Origin of the sequence: Streptomyces aureocirculatus, assembly GCF_000720475.1 — a bacterium.
Classification (GTDB): Bacteria; Actinomycetota; Actinomycetes; order Streptomycetales; family Streptomycetaceae; genus Streptomyces; species Streptomyces aureocirculatus.
In genome coordinates, this window is record NZ_JOAP01000020.1 from 1 (window position 1) to 16,423 (window position 16,423).

Annotated in this window: 13 protein-coding genes; 8 read left to right on the forward strand and 5 right to left on the reverse strand. The window is 73.0% G+C overall.

Translation table 11 applies throughout. The features are described from left to right. Window positions 1-54 precede the first annotated feature (54 nt). Together IG78_RS0119170 and IG78_RS0119175 are read right to left on the reverse strand one after the other, a co-directional pair. Complete coding sequence (locus IG78_RS0119170) at window positions 55-1,125, reverse strand: DUF2637 domain-containing protein (RefSeq protein ID WP_030564793.1); 1,071 nt, start codon at window positions 1,123-1,125, stop codon at window positions 55-57. A gap of 295 nt (window positions 1,126-1,420) precedes the next feature. After that, window positions 1,421-2,299, reverse strand: coding sequence for a (2Fe-2S)-binding protein (locus IG78_RS0119175; RefSeq protein WP_030564794.1), 879 nt, complete (start codon window positions 2,297-2,299; stop codon window positions 1,421-1,423). 143 nt (window positions 2,300-2,442) lie between these two features. On the opposite strand from IG78_RS0119175, the gene IG78_RS0119180 reads away from it, so the two are divergent. Further along, the gene (locus IG78_RS0119180) at window positions 2,443-3,234 is read left to right on the forward strand and encodes a GntR family transcriptional regulator (RefSeq protein WP_404827702.1); all 792 of its coding nucleotides are present in this window, start codon (window positions 2,443-2,445) and stop codon (window positions 3,232-3,234) included. A gap of 99 nt (window positions 3,235-3,333) precedes the next feature. On the opposite strand, the gene IG78_RS0119185 is transcribed toward IG78_RS0119180, so the two are convergent. Together IG78_RS0119185 and IG78_RS0119190 are read right to left on the reverse strand one after the other, a co-directional pair. After that, the gene (locus IG78_RS0119185; RefSeq protein WP_030564798.1) at window positions 3,334-4,110 is read right to left on the reverse strand and encodes a hypothetical protein; all 777 of its coding nucleotides are present in this window, start codon (window positions 4,108-4,110) and stop codon (window positions 3,334-3,336) included. 194 nt (window positions 4,111-4,304) lie between these two features. After that, entirely contained in the window at window positions 4,305-5,990 is a 1,686-nt protein-coding gene (locus tag IG78_RS0119190; protein ID WP_030564800.1) for a PucR family transcriptional regulator, read from the reverse strand. Window positions 5,991-6,362: 372 nt separating this feature from the next. Here IG78_RS0119190 and IG78_RS0119195 point away from each other — a divergent pair, with 372 nt between their 5' ends. From IG78_RS0119195 to IG78_RS0119215, 5 genes are all read left to right on the forward strand, one after another. Then, the gene (locus IG78_RS0119195) at window positions 6,363-7,253 is read left to right on the forward strand and encodes an FAD binding domain-containing protein (protein WP_030564802.1); all 891 of its coding nucleotides are present in this window, start codon (window positions 6,363-6,365) and stop codon (window positions 7,251-7,253) included. Then, a complete protein-coding gene (locus IG78_RS0119200) occupies window positions 7,253-7,885 on the forward strand; it encodes a (2Fe-2S)-binding protein (protein ID WP_030564804.1) in 633 nt (210 codons plus the stop codon). The genes IG78_RS0119195 and IG78_RS0119200 overlap by 1 nt, the downstream gene beginning before the upstream one ends. 2 nt (window positions 7,886-7,887) lie before the next feature. Continuing rightward, window positions 7,888-10,281 (forward strand): xanthine dehydrogenase subunit D, encoded by a 2,394-nt coding sequence (gene pucD / locus IG78_RS0119205; RefSeq protein WP_030564806.1) that lies wholly within the window; start codon window positions 7,888-7,890, stop codon window positions 10,279-10,281. A 257-nt stretch (window positions 10,282-10,538) separates the two neighbouring features. Beyond that, a complete protein-coding gene (locus tag IG78_RS0119210; protein ID WP_030564808.1) occupies window positions 10,539-11,996 on the forward strand; it encodes an NCS2 family permease in 1,458 nt (485 codons plus the stop codon). A 70-nt stretch (window positions 11,997-12,066) separates the two neighbouring features. Beyond that, a complete protein-coding gene (locus IG78_RS0119215) occupies window positions 12,067-13,350 on the forward strand; it encodes an XdhC family protein (protein ID WP_225882111.1) in 1,284 nt (427 codons plus the stop codon). Here the strand turns inward: IG78_RS0119215 and IG78_RS0119220 are convergent. Next, the gene (locus IG78_RS0119220; protein WP_051852761.1) at window positions 13,331-14,332 is read right to left on the reverse strand and encodes an oxidoreductase; all 1,002 of its coding nucleotides are present in this window, start codon (window positions 14,330-14,332) and stop codon (window positions 13,331-13,333) included. The two genes, IG78_RS0119215 and IG78_RS0119220, sit on opposite strands and share 20 nt — an antisense overlap. A gap of 81 nt (window positions 14,333-14,413) precedes the next feature. On the opposite strand from IG78_RS0119220, the gene IG78_RS0119225 reads away from it, so the two are divergent. Further along, complete coding sequence (locus tag IG78_RS0119225; protein WP_225882112.1) at window positions 14,414-15,034, forward strand: acyl-CoA-like ligand-binding transcription factor; 621 nt, start codon at window positions 14,414-14,416, stop codon at window positions 15,032-15,034. A gap of 71 nt (window positions 15,035-15,105) precedes the next feature. Continuing rightward, entirely contained in the window at window positions 15,106-16,398 is a 1,293-nt protein-coding gene (locus IG78_RS0119230; RefSeq protein ID WP_030564817.1) for a cytochrome P450, read from the forward strand. Window positions 16,399-16,423 lie beyond the last annotated feature (25 nt).

Here is a 16,423-nt window from a genome sequence, read left to right on the forward strand (position 1 = left end):
GGTGGGTGGGTGGGGGAGAAGGTCGGCCGCAGGCCGGTGGGGTGGGTGGGGGAGTCAGCCGAATTGCTGTTCGAGGTCCTTGAGTTTGCGTTCCAGTGAGTCGAGGCGGGGCAGCGTCTGGGTGTCGTCCTCGGCCGTGAGGTCGACGGTCACCGGACCCGCGGCTTCACTCGGTACGGCCTGTAGGGAGGGCCTGGACCGTACGGGCAGCTCTTCCTGCGGGGGCGGCGACGACGGCGACGTACCTATGGCAGGGTCCGCGCCGGCCTGCGCGGACCCGCCGGACGAGGCGACGGCAGGCACATCCACCTGCCGCCCGCCGCGGTGGTAGCCGCGATGCCCCCGGCTGATGGCCTTGAGCTGGGCCCGCGACAGCTTCTCCTGGTCGCGCCGCCGTGTCCGCGCCTGCTCCTTCTCGCGCCGGTCCTCGCGGACCTCCTCGACGGCCTCGTCGAGGGTGCGCACACCTTCGAGCAGCATCAGGGACCAGGCGCCGAACGTCTCCCGGGGTGCCCGCAGCCACCGCACGATGCGGATCTGCGGCAGCGGCCGCGGTACGAGTCCCTGCTCGCGCAGCGCGGCCCTGCGGGTCTGCTTCAGCGCGCGGTCGAAGAGGACCGCCGCCGACAGCGACATCCCGGCGAAGAACTGCGGGGCGCCCGCGTGCCCGATGCCGCGCGGCGCGTGCACCCAGTTGAACCAGGCGGCGGCGCCCGCGAACGTCCACACGAGCAGGCGCGAGCCGAGCGCCGCGTCGCCGTGGCTTGCCTCGCGCACCGCGAGGACCGAGCAGAACATGGCGGCGCCGTCGAGGCCGAAGGGGACCAGGTACTCCCAGCCGCCAGTGAGGTTCAGGTTCTGGCGGCCGAAGCCGACCAGACCGTGGAAGGAGAGCGCGGCGGCGACCGCCGCGCAGCAGAAGAGCAGGACATAGGAGGCGGTGCCGTACACGGCTTCCTTGCGCCTGCGGCGCTCCTCGCTGCGCTCCCACGAATCGTCGTGCGCGGTGGCCGCCTTCGCCTGGGCCTTCCTGCCCCGCGCGAGCACCGCCACCGCCACTGCCATGCCCAGAAGAAGAATGCCGCCGGGCAGCAGCCAGTCCAGCGATATATCGGTCAGTCTCATCTGGCGTCCCTTGCGTCGCGGTAGGGCGTTTTCGGGCGCCATAGTGGCCCACGCCGCACGGCGCCCACGGCGGTTTTCCGGCAAGAGGCCGCGAAGAGGGTGGTGAATGCCGCGCCGAGCGCCGCATACCTCGAACTCATGGCAGGGGGACGCGAATTGAGTTCGATTAAACAGGCACGAACGGATGGTTCAGTGCGCGAGGGTGGGGAGGGAAGGTGTCAGGGGTGACCCGCGAGGCCGCCGGGACGGCGCACGAGGGGGCTGCGGGGCGCCGGGGCAGGGGCAGGGCGGAGCGTCAGCTCGCCGCCGCCGTGGTGTCGGCCGTCAGCCGGGCGACACGGTCCGCGTCGCACATGCGCGGGCAGGTGACGCAGGTGTCCGCGGGACGCAGGGTGTAGAACATGCAGCAGCTCGCCCGGTCCCGGGTGGGCAGCTCCTCACCGTTCGGGCCGGAGAGCGTGCGGAACGCGGCCGTGCCGACGTACGGCTTCGTGGCGCCGGGGAGCAACTGCTCCAGCTCGGTCGTCGCGCGCTGCTCCTCGCCGAGCAGATGGGCGACGTACCACAACCCCTCCACGATCTCGTCGGTGGCGACGGCCCACAGCGCCCTGCCCCGGCGCCGCATGCGCGGCCCGAAGCCGTCGAGCAGCGGGCCCATGTGCTCCGCGACCGCGGCCCGCACCTCGCCGCGCAGCGCCTCCTCGTCCGGCACGACCCGGGCGCCGGGCAGCGTGGCCGCCGGGTCGTCGGGGAGGCAGGCGAAGGAGCCGGGGCGCACGGCGAACCTGCCGAGGGCGCGCTGGAAGGCGACGTTCTGGACGGGGTAGCGCGGCACGCGGCGCTGGAGGAACCACGGCACCGTGAACAGGAGGGTGGCGGGCCAGGCGTAGCGGTGCAGGGCGAAGCTGGCGACGACGTCGGGGCGGGCCTGTTGGCCGTAGTCCTCGATGACCTGCGCCTCGTCCCAGGCGAGGAACTCGTCGAAGTCGGGTCCCGCCGCCGCGAGCCGGTCCGCGCTCACCCAGCCGCCGTCGCGCGGCGGTTGCTCGCCCTCGGTCAGCTCCTGGATGCGCAGCCCGGGGAAAACCTCGGCGAGGCGGGCATAGGCGGCGGTGACGGAGCTCTGAGCGCGCTCCGCACGTCGGGCGCCGCTTTCCAGGGTGGGAACGGACATGCGCGGGGACCACCGAATCACGATCGATTGCAGGTAAGCCTAACCTTACCCAAGTTGATCGAGGTTTCAACTGGGGTCCTGTCCGCCTATGGTGCTTCTCGTACGTTTCGGGCCGGAGGGGCGCGGAATCACAGGAGGCGAAGGTGGAACGGACGAGCGCACGAGCGGCGGACGGTGCCGCAGGCCGCGCCCCCGTGCGCCTGCCGGAGCAGCCCCGGGTGGAGCATGTGGACCGGGTGCCGCGCGGTGCCGCCCGCGACATCGGCGGTCCGGACGCCCCCAGCCCCCGCCTGCCGGCCCCCCGCAGGAGCGTGCGGCGCTCCTCCGTGCGGGCGCAGGTGCTCGACGCGTTGCGGGCCGCCCTGGTGGGCGGTGACCTCGTCCCGGGGGAGGTGTACTCCGCCCCGGCCCTCGGTGAGCGTTTCGGGGTGTCCGCGACGCCCGTGCGCGAGGCCATGCAGCAGCTCGCCCTGGAGGGCGCCGTGGAGGTGGTGCTGAACCGCGGCTTCCGGGTGCTTCGGCGCGGGGCGCGGGAGCTGGCGGAGCTGGCGGAGGTGCGGGCGCTGATCGAGGTCCCGGTGATGCTGCGGCTCGCACGGAGCGTGCCCGCGGGCGAGTGGGTGCGGCTGCGCCCGCTGGCGGAGGCCACGGTCGCGGCCGCGGCGGTCGGCGACCTGGCCGGGTACGCGGAGACGGACCGGGCCTTCCACGCGGCGCTGCTCGGCCTCTCCGGCAACCAGCAGCTCGTCCACGTCGCCGACGATCTGCACCGGCGCTCCCAGTGGCCCCTGGACACCGGCCCCGTGGGCGCCCGCCGCGCCGACCTGGTGGCCGACGCCGCGGAGCACCTGGCCCTCCTTGAGGCCCTCGTCGCCCGCGACCTCCCGGTGGTCCAGTCCCTGGTGCGGGAGCACTTCGCGGGCGGAGGGGGCTGAACCGGCGGCGAGAGCGGGCCGCCGGAGCCGCCAGCCGCCGGACCCATGAAGCCGCCAGCCGCCAGCCGCCAGCCGCCGAGCCGCCGAGCCGCCGAACCGTCAAGCCGCCGGTGCGGGCGGCGTCAACTGTGCGGCCAGCCACGCCGGCACCCCGCCGAGCAGCCGGAAGAGCCGCGCGGCCTCCGCGCGGAGCCGGGAGGCCTCCGGCTCGGGCTCGGCGTCCGCGAGGGCGGCGAGGGCAGGTGCCGTACCCACCAGGAAGCCCAGCTCCTCGCGGAGCCGCAGGGACTCGGTGAAGCCGTGCCGGGCCTCGGCCAACTCGCCCTCGCGCAGGGCGATACCGGCCAGATGGCGCCAGGTGAAGGAGAGCAGGAGCGGGTCGTCGTGGGCGGTGGCGCCCGCGTGGGCGCGCCGGTACGCGGCCCGCGCGGACTGCGGCGAGTCCGCGAGGTGCTCGGCGATCAGCCCGCGCCGGAAGTCGAGGAGGGGCCGCCCGGCCGACCCGGGCGCGAGCAGCGCGGCCGACCGGCCGAGCGCGGTGCGCGCCTCGTCAGCTCGGTCCCGTACCCCCAACACGGTCGCGGCGTAGGCGAGTTGCCCCCGCTCGCAGGCCGCGGCCCCGCGCGCCTCGTCGTCGTCGGCGACCGCCTCCGCCGTCCGCAGGCTGTCCTCGGCCTCGTCCCAGCCGTCCCCGGTGAACAGGCAGCGCTCGACGAGGAGCGAGGTTCTCTGGACGGCGGCGTCCGCACCCTCCCGGGTGGCGAGCAGCGCTGCCGCGTCGGTCCAGCAGCCGCGCGAGCGCAGCCGCCATACCGCGGTCTGGAGTGGATCGATCCCTGAGTGCGTTCCGGTACCAGACATGGCGGTATGCGCCACGTTGCCCTCCCCTAGCGCGCCGTCGAGCTGTGAGTCGTGGGCGAATCTCAGCACGGATCGGCGGGCCCGGCCAAGGGGATGGGTGAAAGATTTCACAAACGAGGGGGAACGGAAGCGGGCGCCTCACGGGGCGCCCGTGCCGCCCGGGGCCCGTGGGCAGGCCGTGGGCAGGCCGTGGGCAGGCCCTTTCGGCCTCAGCTCATGCGCAGGGCCAGGAAGAAGTCCAACTTGTCCTCCAGGCGCGAGAGATCACGGCCCGTCAACTGCTCGATACGCCCGACCCGGTAACGCAGGGTGTTGACGTGCAGGTGCAGCCGCGCCGCGCACCGCGTCCAGGAGCCGTCGCAGTCGAGGAACGCCTCCAGGGTCGGGATGAGCTCGGCCCGGTGCCTGCGGTCGTACTCGCGCAGCGGGTCGAGGAGCCGGGCGGTGAACGCGCGGCGCACGTCGTCGGGGACGAAGGGCAGCAGCAGGACGTGCGAGGCCAGTTCCTGGTGGCCCGCGGCGCAGACCCGCCCCGGCCGGGCGGCGGCGACCCGGCGGGCGTGCCGCGCCTCCTCCAGGGCGCCCCGCAGGCCCTCCGCCGAGTGCACCGACGCGCTCACGCCGAGGGTGAGGCGCCCGTCGTCGGCGAGGCCCGCCGTGAGCGGCTCCCGCACGGCGGCGAGCAGCGCGTCGGCGAGCAGCCCCGGCTCGGCTCCTTCGGCCTCCGCGGACATCGCGGACAGCGGCACGAGCGCGATGGCCTCGTCGCCGGTGTGGGCCACCGCGATGCGGCCCGAGGGGTCGGGCCCCGCCGTCCCCGGGTCGACCAGGATCTCCTCCAGGAGCGACTGGGCCACCGGGCCGCCCGCGACCTCGCCCGCCGTCCCGCCGTCCCACTCGACCCGTGCCACGACCACCTGCCAGTGCGGCGCCGCCCCGAGGCCGGGCAGCAGCACCGGCGCGGCGACCCGCAGCCGGGCGGCGATCTCCGCGGGCGCGGCACCCGTCTGGACCAGTTCGAGTACCTCCTGGGCGAGCCGCCTGCGCACCGTGCGCGCGGCGTCCCTGCGGTCCCGCTCGACCGCGATGAGCTGCGTGACGCCCTGGAGCAGGTCGAGGCGCTCCTCGGGCCAGTCGCCCGCGTCCGCCTCGACCGCGAGCAGCCAGTCCGACAGAACCGTCTCGCGCACGTCCCGGGAGGCGTTCGCCGCGCCCCGGCCGCTGGACCGGATGGGGAACAGCGAGTACGTCACGCCGGCCACGGTCACCCGGTGCGGGCCGCGGCGGCCGGTGCGGGCGGCGGCCAGATGCTCCCCGGAAAGGCGGGCGCAGACGGCCGCGGGCAGCGCGGGCCCCGCCGTGCTCGCCCCCGCGATGGGGCGCCCCGCCGGGGAGAGGACCCAGGCCCGCAGGTCCAGGTCCGAGCCGAGCAGGTCGAGGACCACGTCTGGGCCGCCGCCCGCGGGGCCCGAGGTCATCAGGCGGCGGTGCCGGTCCACCACGGCCGCGAGGTCCCCGGCGCGCTCGCCGGACACCTGCCTGACGACGTGCTCGGTGATCGTCGCGAACGCCACCGACTCGTTGACGGCGAACAGCGGCAGGCGGTGCCTGGCGCACGACTCCACGAGGTCGTCGGGGATGGCGCCGAGCTCGGCCTCACCGGCGGCGAGGGCCGCGACCCCGGCCGCCGCGAGGATGCGGACGAAGGGCTCGCTGTCCGCGGCGTCCCTGCGCCAGGCGAGGCCGGTGAGCACCAGCTCGCCGCCCGTGAGATAGCGGCTGGGGTCGCGCAGGTCCGTGGTCATCACCCCGCGCACCGTGCGGTCGAGCTCGTCCTCGCCGCCGAGCAGCCGGAGGCCGAGGGCGTCGGTGTCAAGGAGTGCGCGCAGCCGCATGGGGTCGTCGCCGCCGATCTGTCTCGATTTCACGTGTGGCCGCGGGCCCGGTCGGTCCGGGGCCGCCGGGGCCCGGGGGGCGCCGCGGTTTCCGGGGGGAATCCGCGAGGTTACCCGGGCCCGTTCTTCATACGAATCTACAAGACTTGCAGCGTGGCCAGCCAACTCCTTCATGGTTTCGGTGACTGACCCCATTGGCGGAGCGGGCGGTGTACTTGCCCCACTCCGCGTTAACAGCACCTGAACGAGCAGTCGAGAGGCGAAGGGCCACCTTGGCCGGAACGTTCGCCCCGGCTCATCAGCCTAATCAGCCCCGGTCGGATCCCCAGTGGGACCCGGCCGTCAGGCACGATCACGAAGAGAGAGCCACTCATGGACTTCCTTCGCCCCGCCAGTTGGGAGGAGGCGCTCGCCGCGAAGGCCGAGCACCCCACCGCTGTGCCGATTGCGGGTGGCACCGACGTCATGGTCGAGATCAACTTCGACCACCGCCGTCCGGAGTACCTCCTGGACCTCAACCGCGTCGGTGAGCTGCGGGAGTGGGAGGTCGGCGCGGACACGGTCCGGCTCGGTGCCTCCGTTCCGTACACCCAGATCATGGAGAACCTGCGCACCGAACTGCCCGGCCTCGCCCTGGCCTCGCACACGGTCGCGTCCCCCCAGATCCGCAACCGCGGCGGCGTCGGCGGCAACCTCGGCACCGCGTCGCCCGCGGGTGACGCCCATCCGGCCCTGCTCGCCGCCGACTGCGAGGTCGAGGTGGAGTCCGTACGCGGCTCCCGCCTGATCCCGATCGACGCGTTCTACACCGGCGTGAAGCGCAACGCCCTCGCCGCGGACGAGCTGATCAGATCCGTGCACATCAAGAAGGCCGACGGACCGCAGCAGTACTCGAAGGTGGGCACGCGCAACGCGATGGTCATCGCCGTGTGCGCCTTCGGCATCGCCCTGCACCCCGAGACCCGCACGGTGCGCACCGGCATCGGCTCGGCCGCGCCGACGCCGATCCGGGCCGCGGCCGCCGAGGAGTTCCTGAACGCGGCGCTCGAAGAGGGCGGCTTCTGGGACAGCAGGAAGATCATCACTCCCTCGATCGCCAAGCAGTTCGCCCAGCTCGCCGCCGGCGCAGCCAACCCGATCGACGACGTGCGCGGCACCGCGAGCTACCGCCGCCACGCCGTCGGCATCATGGCCCGCCGCACGCTCACCTGGACGTGGGAGTCCTACCGCGGCAACGGCCGCACCACGGAGGGAGTCGCGTAATGCGTGTCAACTTCACGGTCAACGGCCGCCAGCAGGAAGCCGACGACGTGTGGGAGGGCGAGTCCCTGCTGTACGTGCTGCGTGAGCGCATGGGCCTGCCGGGTTCCAAGAACGCCTGCGAGCAGGGCGAGTGCGGTTCCTGCACGGTCCGCCTTGACGGGGTGCCGGTGTGCGCGTGTCTGGTCGCCGCCGGGCAGGTGGAGGGCCGCGAGGTCGTCACCGTCGAGGGCCTCGCCGACTTCGCCAAGCAGCGCGCGGAGCACGGCGGTTGCGCGTCCGGCGCCTGCGGCACACCGCTCCAGGAAGCACAGCGGTGGCGGGCGGACCCGGCCAAGGGAGCGATGGACTCGGGGACCGGCGAGGTCGGCGGCGGCAACCCGGACGCGACGCTCTCCCCGATCCAGCAGGCGTTCATCGACGCGGGCGCCGTCCAGTGCGGTTTCTGCACCCCCGGTCTGCTCATCGCCGCCGACGAGATGCTGGAGCACAACCCGCAGCCCACCGACGCGGACATCCGCGAGGCGCTGTCCGGCAACCTCTGCCGCTGCACCGGTTACGAGAAGATCCTGGACGCGGTCCGCCTCGCGGCCGCCCGCCAGGACCGTCAGGGACTCCAGGAAGGGGCGGTCTGACCATGGGATCCACACGGACGACCGGCGTACCCACCAAGCTCACCCAGGGTTCGCAGACCAAGGGCGGCATCGGCGAGTCGACACTGCGCCCCGACGGGACCCTGAAGGTCACCGGCGAGTTCGCGTACTCCTCGGACATGTGGCACGAGGACATGCTCTGGGGCCAGACGCTCCGCTCCACCGTGGCGCACGCCGAGATCGTGTCCATCGACACCTCCGAGGCGCTCGCGCAGAGCGGTGTGTACGCGGTCCTGACGTACGACGACCTGCCGGCCGAGATGAAGAAGTACGGGCTGGAGCTCCAGGACACCCCGGTGCTCGCGCACGGCAAGGTCCGCCACCACGGCGAGCCGGTCGCCCTCGTGGCCGCCGACCACCCGGAGACCGCGCGCCGCGCCGCCGCGAAAATCAAGATCGAGTACCGGGAGCTGCCCCTCGTCACCGACGAGGCGTCGGCGACCGCTCCGGGCGCCGTCCTCGTCCACGAGGGCCGCGACGACGAGTACATCAAGCACGTCCCGCACCCCAACATCGTGCACCGCCAGCCCATCATCCGGGGCGACGCCGACGAGGCCGCGAAGAAGGCCGACGTCGTCGTCAGGGGCGAGTACACCTTCGGCATGCAGGACCAGGCCTTCCTCGGCCCGGAGTCCGGCCTCGCCGTGCCCGCCGAGGACGGCGGCGTCGACCTCTACGTCGCCACCCAGTGGCTGCACTCGGACCTGGAGCAGATCGCTCCCGTCCTCGGCCTGCCCGAGGAGAAGGTGCGCATGACGCTGTCCGGTGTCGGCGGTGCCTTCGGCGGCCGCGAGGACATCTCGATGCAGATCCACGCCTGCCTCCTTGCGCTGCGCACCGGCAAGCCGGTCAAGATCGTCTACAACCGCTTCGAGTCCTTCTTCGGCCATGTGCACCGCCACCCGGCGAAGCTCTACTACGAGCACGGGGCCACGCGCGACGGCAAGCTGACGCACATGAGGTGCCGCATCGTCCTGGACGGCGGCGCCTACGCGTCGGCGTCCCCCGCGGTCGTCGGCAACGCTTCCTCGCTGAGCGTCGGCCCGTACGTGATCGACGACGTCGACATCGAGGCCATCGCCCTCTACACCAACAACCCGCCCTGCGGCGCCATGCGCGGCTTCGGCGCCGTTCAGGCCTGCTTCGCCTACGAGGCCCAGATGGACAAGCTGGCCGCGAAGCTCGGCATGGACCCGGTCGAGCTGCGACAGCTCAACGCCATGGAGCAGGGCACGCTCCTGCCGACCGGGCAGGTCGTGGACTCACCGGCGCCGGTCGCCGAGATCCTGCGCCGCGTCAAGTCCCGCCCGCTGCCGCCCGAGCGCCAGTGGGAGAGCTCCGAGGGCGCGGACGTCCGCCAGCTTCCCGGCGGCCTGTCCAACACCACGCACGGCGAGGGCGTCGTACGCGGTGTGGGCTACGCGGTCGGCATCAAGAACGTCGGCTTCTCCGAGGGCTTCGACGACTACTCCACCGCCAAGGTGCGCATGGAGGTCATCAACGGCGAGCCCGTGGCGACCGTGCACACCGCGATGGCGGAGGTCGGCCAGGGCGGCGTCACCGTCCACGCGCAGATCGCCCGGACCGAGCTCGGCGTCACCCAGGTGACGATCCACCCCGCCGACACCCAGGTGGGCAGCGCCGGTTCGTCGTCCGCGTCGCGGCAGACATACGTCACCGGTGGCGCCGTCAAGAACTCCTGCGAGCTGGTGCGCGAGAAGGTCCTCGAACTCGGCCGCCGCAAGTTCGGTACGTACCACCCCGCGTGGGCCACCGCCGAACTCCGCCTGGAGGGCGGCAAGGTCGTCACCGACGGCGGCGAGGTACTCGGTGACCTCGTGGACGTCCTGGAGGACGAGAGCGTCGAGGTCGAGGCCGAGTGGCGGCACCGCCCCACTGAGCCCTTCGACCTGCGCACCGGACAGGGCAACGGCCATGTCCAGTACTCCTTCGCCGCGCACCGCGCCGTCGTCGAGGTCGACACCGAGCTCGGCCTGGTCAAGGTCATCGAGCTGGCCTGCGCGCAGGACGTCGGCAAGGCGCTCAACCCGCTGTCCGTGCTCGGCCAGATCCAGGGTGGCACCACCCAGGGCCTGGGCGTCGCGGTCATGGAGGAGATCATCGTCGACCCGAAGACCGCGAAGGTGAAGAACCCCTCCTTCACGGACTATCTGATCCCCACCATCCTCGACACGCCGACCATCCCCGTCGACGTGCTCGAACTCGCCGACGAGCACGCGCCGTACGGGCTGCGCGGCATCGGCGAGGCCCCGACCCTGTCGTCCACCCCGGCCGTCCTCGCGGCGATCAGGAACGCGACGGGTCTTGAGCTCAACCGGACACCGGTCCGCCCCGAACACCTCACGGGCACGGCGTAGCTCGCCACCGTCGCTGTGGGCAGGCGTCCCGCATGGCGAGTGGGGTCTCCCCTGCTCGAGCGGAGCCGAGAGCTCGGGGAAGGGTGGGCACAGCGACGGCCACCCTGGCACCGGGCAACGGAGAGCCGGCGGTCACCTCGGTCCGGCTCAAGTCCAGTACCACGTTTCGTTCGTCTCGGGCCGTCCCCCGGGTCGTGCGCACCATCCCAAATCCCGCAGCTCTGCGGGTGCCCCTGTGAACCTTGGGAGTAGGCACCATGACCCAGCAGTCACTGGAGCCAAAGACCACCGCCGAGGACGCGGGCTCCGGCTCACGCGTCCCGGCCGGACGGTCCTGGCTCGACCGGTACTTCCACATATCCCGCAGAGGATCGACGGTCGCGCGTGAGGTGCGCGGCGGCATCACCACCTTCATGGCGATGGCGTACATCGTCCTGCTCAACCCGCTGATCCTGTCCGGCAAGGACGCGGCGGGCGACACCATGGGGCAGAAGGCCCTCATCACCGCCACGGCGTTCGCCGCCGCCGTCACCACCCTGCTCATGGGCTTCGTCGGCAAGGTGCCGCTGGCCCTGGCCGCCGGACTCTCGGTGTCCGGAGTGATCTCCTCGCAGGTCGCGCCCGAGATGACCTGGCCGCAGGCCATGGGCATGTGCGTGATGTACGGCGTCGTGATCATGCTCCTTGTCGTGACCGGGCTGCGCGAGATGATCATGAACGCGATCCCGCTCGCGCTCAAGCACGGCATCACCATGGGCATCGGCCTGTTCATCGCCATCATCGGCCTGGTCAAGGGCGGCTTCGTCCACCAGGGCAAGGCGACCCCGCTGACCCTCGGCCCCGGCGGCGAGCTCCAGGGCTGGCCCGTCCTGCTCTTCGCGGGGACCCTGCTCCTGATCTTCATGCTGCAGGCCCGCAACACCCCCGGCGCCATCCTGATCGGCATCATCACCGGCACCGTCGTCGCCGTCGCCCTGAACGCGATGGACGTCATCGACCCCAAGCAGTGGGCCAACGGAGCACCCGAGCTGCACGGCGGCGCGGTCTCCTCGCCCGACTTCTCGCTCTTCGGAGACGTCGAGTTCGGCGGCTGGGGCGAGGTCGGCGCGATGACGGTCGGCATGATCGTCTTCACTCTCGTCCTCGCGGGCTTCTTCGACGCCATGGCGACGATCATCGGCGTCGGCACCGAGGCCAACCTGGCCGACGACAAGGGCCGTATGCCCGGCCTGTCCAAGGCCCTGTTCATCGACGGGGCGGGCGGCGCCATCGGCGGCGTCGCGGGCGGCTCCGGGCAGACCGTCTTCGTGGAGTCCGCGACCGGCGTCGGCGAGGGTGCCCGCACGGGCCTGTCCTCCGTCGTCACCGGCCTGTTCTTCGCGGCCTGCCTGTTCTTCACACCCGTCACCGCGATCGTCCCGCAGGAGGTCGCGTCCGCCGCGCTCGTCGTCATCGGAGCGATGATGATGATGAACGCACGACACGTCGACTGGGCCGACCGCGGCACGGCGATCCCGGTCTTCCTGACCGTGGTCCTGATGCCCTTCACCTACACCATCACCACCGGTGTCGCGGCGGGCGTCATCGCCTGGGTCGCCATCAAGATCGCCCAGGGCAGGGCACGGGAGATCGGGGCCTTCATGTGGGGCCTGACGCTGATCTTCCTCGTGTACTTCGCCCTGAGCCCCATCGAAAGCTGGATGGGCGTCCACTGAGGCGCCACCGTCCGCCCCGTATCCGCGGAGCCTCTCGGGGAGGCTCCGCAGACTCCCTGAGGAGACCGACATGCTGGACATCGCCGAAGAGCTGAACCGGTGGGTCGAGCAGGGACGCGCGTTCGCCGTCGCCACCGTGGTGGCGGTCGGCGGCAGCGCGCCCCGGCAGCCCGGCGCCGCCCTCGCCGTGGACAGCGAGGGCACGGCCATCGGGTCGGTCTCGGGAGGCTGCGTGGAGGGCGCGGTGTACGAGCTGTGCCGACAGGCGCTCGACGACGGCGAGACCGTCGTCGAACGCTTCGGCTACAGCGACGAAGACGCCTTCGCCGTGGGCCTGACCTGCGGCGGCGTCATCGACATCCTGGTCACACCGGTCCGCGCGGACGGTCCCGCGCGGCCGGTGTTCGGTTCCGCGCTCGCCGCCGCCGCCCGTGGCGATGCGGCGGCGGTGGCGCGGGTCACCGAGGGCCCGGCCGAGCTGATGGGGCGAGTGCTCCTTGTCCGTGCGGACGGCGGCGCCGGGCTGCAGGGGGTCGCGCACGGTGACGGCCCCGCGTACGACGAGGAGGTCCCGTACGCGGCCACGACCGGGTACGAGGGCGGGCTCGGCGGCCACCCCGGTCTCGACAGGACCGTGGCCGCCGAGGCCCGGGCCCTGCTGGACGCGGGGCGCACCGGGACCGTCGTGATCGGTGCGGAGGGGTCGCGCTGCGGGCAGCCCCTGACCGTCCTCGTCGAGTCCTCCGTGCCGCCGCCCCGCATGATCGTCTTCGGGGCCATCGACTTCGCGTCGGCGCTCGTACGGGTCGGCAAGTTCCTCGGCTACCACGTGACGGTGTGCGACGCCCGGCCCGTCTTCGCCACGCCCGCCCGCTTCCCCGACGCCGACGAGATCGTCGTGGCGTGGCCGCACGAGTATCTGGAGCGCACCGGGGTCGACGGCCGCACCGTTCTGTGCGTGCTCACCCACGACGCCAAGTTCGACGTGCCCCTGCTGCGGCTCGCACTGCGGCTGCCCGTGGCGTACGTGGGCGCGATGGGGTCCCGGCGCACGCACCTGGAACGCAACCGCCGTCTGCGCGAAGTCGGCGTCACCGACCTTGAGTTGTCGCGGCTGCGGTCGCCCATCGGCCTCGATCTGGGGGCGCGGACGCCGGCGGAGACCGCGCTGTCCATCGCGGCGGAGATCGTCGCCGTCCGGCGGGGCGGGCAGGGGGGCTCCCTCGCCGGGGGGCACACGCCCATTCACCACGAGGGTGGGCCGGTGGTCGCGCTGCACGCGCGTCCTCAAGCGCCGGAAGGGCTGGAATCCGCATCGCGCCCCGCGCACGCCCTCAAGCGCCGGACGGGCTGAGACCGCCTCGCGTTCGTTCCTGGGCGCCGGTCGGCAACTCGTAGCGTACGTCCGTCAGTTCCTCCGAGAGTTCCCACAGGCGGCGGGCGGTTTCCGGATCCGTCGCCCGGGGTGCCAAGGCCACCCGCTCGGGAGCGCCGCGGAGTTCTGCCGTGCCGTCGGGGCCGAAGAGGTCACCGCCTGTCGCCTCCGGAGCCGTCGCCGCGTACAACTGGGGGAGCGCGCCCTGCGCGGGCCGCTGGGCCAGGGGCTTGAGGAGCCTGCCGAAGAGGAGTTTGGGCAGGCCCGTGGGGGAGCTCGTCTGGAGGCGGGTCGCCGTGTAGCCGGGGTGGGCCAGGACGCTGCGTATCCCGCTGCCCGCGGCTGCCAGACGGCGGTGCAGTTCGTGGCCGAAGACGGCGTTGGCCAGCTTGGACTGGTTGTAGAACGCCATCGGCCTGTACGTGCGCCCGCCTGAGAGGTCGTCGAAGGACAGACGGGCCTGCCGGTGGTTGACCGACGTCACGGTGACCACGCGGGAGTCGGCGCCGTCCGGCAGCAGACCGAGCAGCAGGCCCGTCAGCGCGAAGTGGCCCAAGTGGTTGGCCGCGAACTGGAGCTCGTGGCCCTGGGGGCTGAGCGTCCGCGGGGGAGCCATCACGCCCGCGTTGTTGACGAGGACGTCGAGTCGGGAGTGGTCGGCGCGCACCCCGGCGGCGAACGCGCGGACCGAGTCCAGGTCGGCCAGGTCGAGGCGGCGCACCTCAAGGCGGTCGTCGAGGCGGTCGTCGGGGCGTGCCCGCGGCCGCTCCGCGGTGAGCGAGGCGACCGCGGACCGCCCCTTCGCCTCGTCGCGCACCGCTAGGACCACGTGCGCGCCCCGGTGGGCGAGTGCCCGGGTGGTCGCCAGGCCGAGGCCGCTGTTGGCTCCGGTGACGACGCACACCCGGCCGGTCTGGTCCGGTATGTGGCCGGTGTTCCAGTTCTGCTGCTGTCGCGTCATGCGGCACACTCTGCCCTTGGCGGCATCGAGTGTCAATGTGGCAGTGAGTGCCATGCGAGGCATGGCGTGTAGCATGATGGGGTGAGTTCCCGTCGTGAAATCAGCCTCGCCGAGCGCAAACGGCAGCTCGTCGCGGACGAGTTGACCGAGGCCGCGCTGCAGGCGCTCGCCCTGAAGGGGTTCGACGCCGTCACGGTCGACGAGATCGTGACCGCGGCGGGCGTCTCCAAGCGGACGTTCTTCCGGTACTTCGCGTCCAAGGAGGACGTGGTCGTCCAGTTCCTCGCGGGCATGGGCACGGACATCCGTGCGGAGCTGGCGGCGCGCCCCGCGACCGAGCGCCCTTCGGAGGCGTTGCGGCACGCGGTCTGGGTGCCCCTCGGGCAGTGCGCCGACCACGGCGAGCGCGCGCTGCGCGTCGTCCGGCTCATCCTGCGCACGCCCGCGCTGCACGCCCGCTTCCTGGAGCGCCAGGCCGAGTGGCGCGACGACCTGGCGGAAGAGCTGGCGCGCCGCCTCGGCCTCGACGCCGAGGCGGAGCTCTATCCGCGCCTCGCCGCCGGCATGGCCCTGAACGCCTTCGACACCGTGCTGCACCGGTGGAGCGCCAGCGACGGCGCCGAGGATCCCGCGGCGCTGACCGACCGGGCGTTCACCGTCGTCGCACCGGCACTTGACGCGCGCGCCGGACGGGGCGCCTGAGGCACGGACGCCCCGGTGGGGCCCGCTCATGCCCTTTCGCCACGGGGCGGGGGTCGGGCACCATGAGGAGGGTGGACCGGCAACAGCACGCCAGGCTCGACGAGTTGATGCGCGACCCGTATCCGCTGTACGCCCGCGCCCGGCGTGCCGAAGGGCTCACCTACGTACCGGAGTTCGGCGCCTGGCTGGTCGCCAGGGACGCCGATGTCCGAGAGGTCCTGCGCCGGCCCAGCGTCTTCTCGTCGGCGAACGCCGTGCGCGCGGACGCCGCCCCCTCGGCCGCCGCCCGGGCCGTCCTCGGCCTCGGCACCGGTGCCCGCCGCCGCGTCGTCATCACCGCGGACGGCCCGGCGCACCAGCGCCTGCGCACTCCCATCGTCCGCGGCCTCACCCCGGCCCGCGTCGCCGCGGTCCTTCCGTACGCCGCAGAACGGGCCGCCGCGCTGGCCGACGCCTTCGCGGGACCGGGGCGCGACCGGCACGTGGACGTGATGGACGCGTACGCGATGCGCCTGCCGGGCCAGGTGATCGGGCACATCCTGGGCTTCGACCCGGCGGACGTGCCGCTCGTCGTGCGCGGCGGCCACAGCATCGAGCAACTGCTGTTCCGGCCGCTCCCCGAGGACGAGCAGGTCGCGGCCGCCCGCGACATGGTCGCCCTCCAGCGCCTCCTGGAAGGCTACGTACGCGACCGCCATGCCGCCCCGCGCGACGACCTGTGCAGCGAGATGGTCACCTCGCTCGCGCCCGACGACGGCGAGCCCGAGGAGGCCGACCCCGCGGGCGACCGCCCGCGCCACGCGGACGCGGGGCCCGAACTCACCGTCGGCCAGCGTGGCGAACTCGTGTCGCACCTGCAGAACTTCCTGCTCGCCGGGCACCTCACCACCACGGCCCTGATCGGTACGACCCTGCTGCACCTGCTGCGCCACCCCGCGCAGTGGAAGCTGCTGTGCGAGGAGCCCGAGCGGATCCCGGCGGCCATCGAGGAGGCGGCCCGCTTCGACACCGCGTTGCAGGGTTTCCGCCGGGTCACCACCCGGGCCGTCACCCTCGCGGGCACCGAACTGCCCGCGGGCGCCGAGGTGCTCGTCGGCTTCGGCGCGGCGGGCCGGGACGAGGGCCGGTACGCGCGCCCCGACGTCTTCGACATCACCCGCACCCCGGTCGCCCGGCACATCGCCTTCGGCCTCGGCGCGCACGCCTGCCCCGGCGCCCTGCTCGCCCGCGAGCAACTGCGCCTGACCCTGGAGCTGTTCACACGGCGCTTCCCGGGACTGCGGCTCGCCGGGGACGGAGCGGCGGTGCGGATGCGGCCGACACTGATCCACCGCTCACCGGAGGCGCTGTACGTGACGTGGTGAGCGGAGGGGCACCTGCCCGCCGCCG

Coding starts and splice junctions, on each gene's coding strand:
- IG78_RS0119215 (WP_225882111.1), top strand. CDS start 12,067: ATGCTGGACATCGCCGAAGAGCTGAACCGGTGGGTCGAGCAGGGACGC.
- IG78_RS0119170 (WP_030564793.1), bottom strand. CDS start 1,125: ATGAGACTGACCGATATATCGCTGGACTGGCTGCTGCCCGGCGGCATT.
- IG78_RS0119220 (WP_051852761.1), bottom strand. CDS start 14,332: ATGACGCGACAGCAGCAGAACTGGAACACCGGCCACATACCGGACCAG.
- IG78_RS0119190 (WP_030564800.1), bottom strand. CDS start 5,990: ATGCGGCTGCGCGCACTCCTTGACACCGACGCCCTCGGCCTCCGGCTG.
- IG78_RS0119195 (WP_030564802.1), top strand. CDS start 6,363: ATGGACTTCCTTCGCCCCGCCAGTTGGGAGGAGGCGCTCGCCGCGAAG.
- pucD (WP_030564806.1), top strand. CDS start 7,888: ATGGGATCCACACGGACGACCGGCGTACCCACCAAGCTCACCCAGGGT.
- IG78_RS0119210 (WP_030564808.1), top strand. CDS start 10,539: ATGACCCAGCAGTCACTGGAGCCAAAGACCACCGCCGAGGACGCGGGC.
- IG78_RS0119175 (WP_030564794.1), bottom strand. CDS start 2,299: ATGTCCGTTCCCACCCTGGAAAGCGGCGCCCGACGTGCGGAGCGCGCT.
- IG78_RS0119200 (WP_030564804.1), top strand. CDS start 7,253: ATGCGTGTCAACTTCACGGTCAACGGCCGCCAGCAGGAAGCCGACGAC.